Origin of the sequence: Pseudomonas sp. CCC4.1 (assembly GCF_035019225.1) — a bacterium.
GTDB lineage: Bacteria > Pseudomonadota > Gammaproteobacteria > Pseudomonadales > Pseudomonadaceae > Aquipseudomonas > Aquipseudomonas bubulae.
The window spans coordinates 80,154-87,048 of the sequence record NZ_JASJWL010000016.1; the positions used below are offsets into that span (position 1 = coordinate 80,154).

A 6,895-nucleotide genomic window follows, 5' to 3' on the forward strand; every position below is an offset into this window, starting at 1 on the left:
CCTCGGCGCCTCGACCAAACGCCGCCTGCCGAGTATCTGCAAAATCTCGCCAACGGCTCTGCGTGAAGGCTATAAACTGTCAGCCTGTGTGGTTCCGGCTTGAAGCGTCGGAGCCGGTTCATCATCGATAGCGAGTAGTGCATTCATTAAATGAGCAACCCCACCTCTACCTCTAAAGCCAACTGGCAGCCTGTAATCGCGCTGGCGCTGGCCGCTTTTGTGTTCAATACCACCGAGTTTGTGCCGGTGGGGCTGCTGAGTGCGATTGGCGCAAGTTTTGACATGGCCACGGCCCGGGTCGGGCTGATGCTCACCATCTATGCCTGGGTGGTGTCACTGGCTTCCTTGCCGATCATGCTGGTGACGCGCAACGTTGAGCGGCGCAAGTTACTGCTGGTGCTGTTCGGGTTGTTTATCGCCAGTCATGTACTGTCGAGTCTGGCGACCAGCTTCGGCATTTTGTTGCTTAGCCGGATCGGCGTGGCGCTGTCCCATGCGCTGTTCTGGTCGATAACAGCCTCTCTGGCGGTGCGTCTGGCGCCTGAGGGCAAGCAGGTGCAAGCGCTGGGGTTGCTGGCCACCGGTACTTCGCTGGCGATGGTGATGGGGGTGCCCCTGGGCCGTTTGCTGGGCGAGGCCATGGGCTGGCGTACCACTTTTCTGGTGATCGCAGCGCTGGCGGTGTTGCTGGTGCTGTGGTTGGCGCGCACTTTGCCGTTGCTGCCAAGCCAGAATTCCGGCTCGCTCAGAAGCTTGCCGGTGCTGTTCAAGCGCCCTGCACTGGTGGCTGTGTATCTGTTGACGGCGGTGGTGATCACGGCGCAATTTACCGCGTACAGCTATATCGAACCCTTTGTGCAGAACGTGGCGGGTATGAGCGGCGCTACCGTGACCCTGATCCTGCTGCTCTTCGGCGGTGCGGGGATTTTCGGTTCGCTGTGTTTTAGCTGGTTCCACAAATACAGCCCGCTGGGCTTCCTGCTGACCGCTGTGGGCCTGATCGCGCTGAGCCTGCTGTTGCTGTTGCCGGCCAGCAACTGGATTGAATCCCTGGGGGTGTTGAGCATCATTTGGGGGATGGCGATCATGGGCTTTGGCCTGGCGATGCAGTCCAAAGTACTGACCCTGGCGCCGGACGCGACGGATGTGGCGATGGCGATGTTTTCCGGTATCTACAATATCGGCATTGGCGGCGGGGCATTGCTGGGCAGTTCGGTGGGCAGCCATTTCGGTTTTGCCTGGATCGGGCTGGCAGGTGGTTCGCTGGCGGGGCTGGCGTTGGTGTTCTACGCCTGGACCATGTACCGGCTAAACCGCAGCGCCGCACAGGCCTGACATACCGGGGCTTTGGCGCAAGGCTAGAGCCCCGGCAGGTTTACACGGCGTTCAGATGCTCATACAGAATCGTGGCGCCCACGATGATCAGCACCACACCCCCCACAATTTCTGCGCGCTTGCCGACCAGGCTGCCCAGCGCGCGACCCAGCATGGTGCCGATAATCACCATGGTCATGGTTGCCAGGCCGATGGCTGCTGCTGCCAGCCAGATATTGACGTCGACAAAAGCCAGGCCTACGCCTACTGCCAGTGCATCGATGCTGGTGGCGATGGCGGTGACCACCAGAATCCAGAAAGAGTGTTGCGACGGTTTGTCTTCGGGCATGTCTTCATCGGGTTTTACGCCGTTGTAGATCATGTACAGGCCCAAGCCCAGCAGCAGGGTAAAGGCGATCCAGTGGTCCCACTGAGTGACGTAGCTGCTGGCCGCCTGACCGATGGCCCAGCCGATCACAGTTGTAATGGCTTCGATCACACCAAAGATCAGGCCGGTGCGCAGGGCTTCGTTGAAACGCGGTTTATGCAGGCTTGAGCCTTTGCCGATGGCGGCGGCAAATGCGTCGGTAGACATGGCGAATGCCAGGAGAATCAGGGCAATTGGGTTCAATTCAGTCATCCAGCCGGGCTTGAGACAACGACATAACACTGCGCGCCCGACTTCAGCACAGGTATGACGTTGGTCTCGCAAATCCGTATGGATGCCATGGCCACGGCAGGTTGCCGAGAATGTTGACCAGAGCGCCGCCACTTGCATGACGGCCAGCTACTCCCCAAAGAGGGGGCAGACGTTAACAGAAAAACGGGGGGATTGGGAAAAGGCTAAATTTTGTGTAGGGTTATTCGTATGTGAGGCTGCGATCGGCGACGCAGATGCCAGCCTGTTTGAATGCAAGATTTACGGCCGACATTTTTTCTCTGTGGGAGCCGGGCTTGCCCGCGATGCAGGCACCTCGTGCTGGCTGGATGACCGAGGTGCTGCCATCGCGAGCAAGCCCGCTCCCACAAAAGATTGGCGTTGCTTCAAATTTTTGCTTCTGCTGTAGCCACTCGATTGTCCAGGCGCCGTAAATGCCGGCTATGTACCGGGCTTACCTGCCACCCTTTACGCCGATGTGCTGACCATCGACCCCGAACTGCCACTGCCCTGGGCCGTCAATGCTTGCAGCAAGGCTGCCGTCGCCGCCTGCAGCGCTGCTGCTGTCGCAGTCACCTGGGCCTGGGCTCCGGCCACGGCGGCGGCTTTACTGGCTTCGTTCTGGTCGCTGGCCTGGATGCTTTGCAGGGCCTGCATCTGCTGCTGAAGCTGCTTTTGCAGCTGCGCGATCTGTTTTTTCAGCTGCTTGACCGTGTCCGAACTGTCGTCATCACTGTCAGCCGCAGGCGCCGCATTAGCGTCTCGGGCCGCCCGTGGCTTGACCTGCTCGGTGGCCGTCGCGCCGGCATCACTCACGGCTGTGCTGTCCGTGGCCTTGCTGGCCGTGGCGGCGGGGGTGCTCTGAATATTCAGGCTCGATGCCAGGGGATTGATGCTGCCAACCATGTCGATGCGTCCTTTAGACTCGTTGTCCTACAGGACATCGGCAGGTTGCGCTGGCTCTTTAATAGCGCGGCGGAAAAAAGCCGGGCAAGCGCTCATATGCTTATGCAATAAAAGTATTTAAATTTAATTTCTTATATCTATAAAGTCATACCCCTGCGTACAGGTCGACCAATCGACGCGCCGCACGAAATGAACCAGCACGGGGCCACCGTGAGTTTCTGATCGATCTGCGCGCCATTGGGCGTGCCCTGCGTGGGAGTGATTTATGTCTGCACCGTCTGCCTCTGCGATTGCCGCGAGCATCGCGCCTCAAGCCTTTGAAATCCGTCCTTTCAGCGGCGCCGTGGGTGCCGAAATCATGGGTCTGGATCTGGCTTTGCCGGTCAATGACCAGGACTTTGCGCGTATCCATCGTGCTCATCTGCAGCATCACGTGGTGGTGTTTCGTGATCAGTGCATTACCCCGCAGCAACAGATCGACTTCAGCCGTCGCTTCGGCATCTTGCAGATCCATGTGCTCAAGCAATTTCTGCTGACCGGTCACCCGGAAATCCTTATCGTCTCCAACATCATCGAAAACGGCCAGTCCATTGGTCTGGGCGATGCAGGCAAGTTCTGGCATTCGGACCTGTCCTATAAAGAGCTGCCAAGCCTGGGCTCGATGCTGCATGCCCAGGAGCTGCCTGCCGAGGGCGGCGACACTCTGTTCGCCGATATGCACAAGGCCTGGGATGGCCTGCCTCAGGCCTTGCGCAAGGCGGTTGAAGGGCGTTCGGCTGCACATTCCTATACGGCGCGCTACAGCGAAAGCAAATTCGAGGGTAACTGGCGTCCGACCCTGACCCCGGAGCAACTGGCACAGGTGAACGAGGTGGTGCATCCAGTGGTGCGTACCCATCCGGAAAACGGCCGCAAGGCGCTGTTTGTCAGTGAGGGCTTTACCACTCGCATTGTCGGCCTGCCCGAGGACGAGAGCCGGCAGTTACTGGCCGAGCTTTACGCCCATAGCGTGCAGGAGCAGAACATCTATCGCCATCAGTGGCAGCCCCATGACCTGGTGTTCTGGGACAACCGTTCGCTGATCCATCTCGCCGCCGGATGCCCAAGCCATCTGCGCCGCAAGCTGTATCGCACCACCATCCAGGGCAACGCGCCTTTCTGATTGACTGATTTCAAGGAGCATTGCCATGCCCGCATCCCTCAAAACCGTGGCCGCAAGTCTGGGCCTGAGTCTTAGTCTGCTTGCCGGCAGCCTTGTGGCACCGAACGTCGCCCATGCCGAAGGCGAAATCCGTATCGCCGAGCAGTTCGGCATTGTTTACCTGTTGCTCAACGTGGTGCGCGATCAAAACCTGATCGAGAAGCACGGTAAGGAGGAGGGCATCGATATCAAGGTCGACTGGACTCAGTTGTCAGGTGGCGCGGCAGTCAATGATGCCTTGTTGTCCGGCTCCATCGATATTGCCGGGGCCGGAGTCGGCCCGCTGTTGACCATCTGGGACCGCACTCATGGCAGGCAGAACGTCAAGGCCGTGGCCTCGCTGGGCAACTTCCCGTACTACCTGCTGAGCAATAACCCGCAGGTCAAAACCATCGCCGACTTCACCGAAAAAGACCGTATCGCGGTACCGGCCGTGGGCGTTTCAGTGCAGTCGCGCTTCCTGCAATACGCCGCTGCCAAACAGTGGGGCGACAAGGACTTCAACCGGCTGGACAAGTACACCATCGCCGTCCCGCATCCGGATGCCACCGCTGCGCTGATCGCAGGTGGTACGGAGCTGAGCGGGCATTTTTCCAACCCGCCGTTCCAGGATCAGGCGCTGAAAAATCCAAATGTGCATGTGGTGCTCAACACCTACGACTTGCTCGGCCCCAATTCCCCAACGGTGCTGTTTGCCACCGAGAAGTTCCGTAGCGACAACCCGAAAACCTACAAGGCCTTTATCGAGGCCCTGGCTGAAGCCGCCGAGTTTGCCCAGAACGACAAGGGCGCGGCCGCTGACACTTATATCCGCGTGACCAAGGCCAATATCGACCGCGCCGAGTTGCTTAAAATCATCGACAACCCGCAGTACGAGTTCAGCGTAACGCCGAAAAATACCTATCCGCTGGCCGAGTTCTTGTACCGCGTGGGTGCGATCAAAAACAAACCTGACTCCTGGAAGGATTACTTCTTCCAGGACGCAAAACCGTTGCAGGGGAGCTGACAATAATGAATGCCTCCGTGCAAGGCCACACGGCCAGCCACTTGAATGCAACAGGGCCAGCCCTGTTGTCGGTCGACCAGGTCAGCCTTGAATACCGCACGCCGCAGCGTGTGGTGCGGGCGACTCATCAGGTCAGCTTTGAAATCGATCCGGCCGACCGTTTCATCCTGCTTGGACCTTCGGGATGCGGCAAGTCGACCTTGCTCAAAGCTGTGGCCGGTTTTCATGCTCCCTGTGAAGGGCAGATCCGCCTGCAGGGCCAACCCGTCACCGCCCCGGGGCCTGACCGCATGGTGGTGTTCCAGGAGTTCGACCAGTTGCCACCCTGGAAAACGCTCAAGCAAAACGTGATGTTCCCGTTGCTGGCGTCGAAAACCTTGCCTCGGCGCGAGGCCGAGGAGCGGGCTCTGCATTATCTGGACAAGGTCGGTCTGGCGGCATTTGCCGATGCTTACCCGCACACCTTGTCCGGTGGCATGAAGGCCCGGGTGGCGATTGCCCGTGCCCTGGCCATGCAGCCGAAAATCCTGTTGATGGACGAACCCTTTGCAGCTCTCGACGCCCTGACCCGACGCAAGATGCAGGAAGAATTGCTGCTGCTCTGGGAGGAGGTGCGCTTTACCTTGCTGTTTGTCACCCACTCCATCGAAGAGGCGCTGGTGGTCGGCAACCGTATCCTGCTGCTGTCGCCGCATCCGGGGCGGGTGCGGGCCGAGATCAACAGCCATCAGTACAACCTGCACAGCCTTGGCGGTGCGCAATTTCAGCACACGGCGCAGCGCATCCATCGGCTGCTGTTTGATGAAGCGCACGCCGGTACCGACGAACAACCGCTGAATTTCGCCGATATCCGTATCGCTTATTGAGCTGTGGAGGATTGTCCGATGAATCAATCATCATCTGTACGCCAGGAATATGAAGTGGTCCTGGAACCGCTGCTAAGTGTGCCGCTGGAGCGCCAATTGCCGTTGAGCCAGCGTCTGTGGCAGCAGGGCTGGTTACGTAAAAGTCTGATCCTGATCGTGCTGGCTGTGCTTTGGCAACTGGTGGCGCGCTATCAGGACAACGACCTGCTGCTGCCGACGTTTTTGCAAACAGCCAGTGCGCTGTATGACGGCCTGATCAGCGGCGAGTTGCTGAGCAAGGTGGGTATTTCCCTGGTGGTACTGCTCAAGGGCTATCTGATCGGCATCGTGCTGGCGTTTGCCCTGACCACGCTGGCGGTTTCGACTCAGTTGGGCCGTGATCTGCTGAGTACCCTGACTTCGATGTTCAACCCGCTGCCGGCGATTGCCCTTTTGCCGCTGGCGCTGCTGTGGTTCGGCCTGGGGCAGAACAGCCTGATTTTCGTGCTGGTGCATTCGGTGCTCTGGGCCCTGGCCCTGAACACCTATGCCGGGTTTCTCGGGGTGTCGGAGACCCTGCGCATGGCCGGGCGCAATTACGGGCTGAAGGGAATTCGCTTTGTGCTGTTTATTCTTATTCCGGCGGCGCTGCCTTCGATCCTTGCCGGTCTGAAAATCGGCTGGGCCTTTGCCTGGCGCACGCTGATCGCCGCCGAGCTGGTGTTTGGTGCCACCAGCGGCAAGGGCGGCCTGGGCTGGTATATCTTCCAGAACCGCAACGAGCTGTACACCGACAAGGTGTTCGCCGGGCTGGCGGTGGTGATTCTGATCGGCCTGCTGGTGGAGAACCTGGTGTTCGATACCCTGGAGCGCGTCACGGTCAAGCGCTGGGGCATGCAACGCTGACCAGCAAAACCGAGTGGGAGCGAGCCTGCTCGCGAACGACCTGTCTCTTATACACATCT

At 59.2% G+C, this 6,895-nt stretch carries 7 protein-coding genes; 5 read left to right on the forward strand and 2 right to left on the reverse strand.

Going from position 1 to position 6,895, the window contains the following annotated elements:
- Window positions 1-150: 150 nt before the first annotated feature.
- Window positions 151-1,335: a sugar transporter gene (locus tag QN377_RS09310; protein WP_095000379.1), complete on the forward strand. Its 1,185-nt coding sequence runs from the start codon at window positions 151-153 to the stop codon at window positions 1,333-1,335.
- A gap of 40 nt (window positions 1,336-1,375) precedes the next feature.
- Here the strand turns inward: QN377_RS09310 and mntP are convergent, their stop codons facing one another.
- The gene (mntP, locus tag QN377_RS09315; RefSeq protein WP_095018018.1) at window positions 1,376-1,945 is read right to left on the reverse strand and encodes a manganese efflux pump MntP; all 570 of its coding nucleotides are present in this window, start codon (window positions 1,943-1,945) and stop codon (window positions 1,376-1,378) included.
- A 495-nt stretch (window positions 1,946-2,440) separates the two neighbouring features.
- Window positions 2,441-2,878 (reverse strand): hypothetical protein, encoded by a 438-nt coding sequence (locus QN377_RS09320; RefSeq protein WP_095000367.1) that lies wholly within the window; start codon window positions 2,876-2,878, stop codon window positions 2,441-2,443.
- A gap of 265 nt (window positions 2,879-3,143) precedes the next feature.
- Between QN377_RS09320 and QN377_RS09325 the strand changes: the two genes are divergently transcribed.
- The 4 genes from QN377_RS09325 to QN377_RS09340 are packed head-to-tail and all read left to right on the forward strand — an operon-like array spanning window position 3,144 to window position 6,836.
- Window positions 3,144-4,040: a TauD/TfdA dioxygenase family protein gene (locus QN377_RS09325; RefSeq protein ID WP_095018016.1), complete on the forward strand. Its 897-nt coding sequence runs from the start codon at window positions 3,144-3,146 to the stop codon at window positions 4,038-4,040.
- A gap of 25 nt (window positions 4,041-4,065) precedes the next feature.
- Window positions 4,066-5,085 (forward strand): ABC transporter substrate-binding protein, encoded by a 1,020-nt coding sequence (locus tag QN377_RS09330; RefSeq protein ID WP_095000365.1) that lies wholly within the window; start codon window positions 4,066-4,068, stop codon window positions 5,083-5,085.
- Window positions 5,086-5,090: 5 nt separating this feature from the next.
- Complete coding sequence (locus tag QN377_RS09335) at window positions 5,091-5,951, forward strand: ABC transporter ATP-binding protein (protein WP_095000364.1); 861 nt, start codon at window positions 5,091-5,093, stop codon at window positions 5,949-5,951.
- Window positions 5,952-5,969: 18 nt separating this feature from the next.
- The gene (locus QN377_RS09340) at window positions 5,970-6,836 is read left to right on the forward strand and encodes an ABC transporter permease (protein ID WP_095000363.1); all 867 of its coding nucleotides are present in this window, start codon (window positions 5,970-5,972) and stop codon (window positions 6,834-6,836) included.
- Window positions 6,837-6,895 lie beyond the last annotated feature (59 nt).

Excerpts from the sequence above, each read along its gene's own strand:
- QN377_RS09310 (WP_095000379.1), top strand. The coding sequence starts at position 151 with ATGAGCAACCCCACCTCTACCTCTAAAGCCAACTGGCAGCCTGTAATC.
- QN377_RS09325 (WP_095018016.1), top strand. The coding sequence starts at position 3,144 with ATGTCTGCACCGTCTGCCTCTGCGATTGCCGCGAGCATCGCGCCTCAA.
- QN377_RS09330 (WP_095000365.1), top strand. The coding sequence starts at position 4,066 with ATGCCCGCATCCCTCAAAACCGTGGCCGCAAGTCTGGGCCTGAGTCTT.
- QN377_RS09335 (WP_095000364.1), top strand. The coding sequence starts at position 5,091 with ATGAATGCCTCCGTGCAAGGCCACACGGCCAGCCACTTGAATGCAACA.
- QN377_RS09340 (WP_095000363.1), top strand. The coding sequence starts at position 5,970 with ATGAATCAATCATCATCTGTACGCCAGGAATATGAAGTGGTCCTGGAA.
- QN377_RS09320 (WP_095000367.1), bottom strand. The coding sequence starts at position 2,878 with ATGGTTGGCAGCATCAATCCCCTGGCATCGAGCCTGAATATTCAGAGC.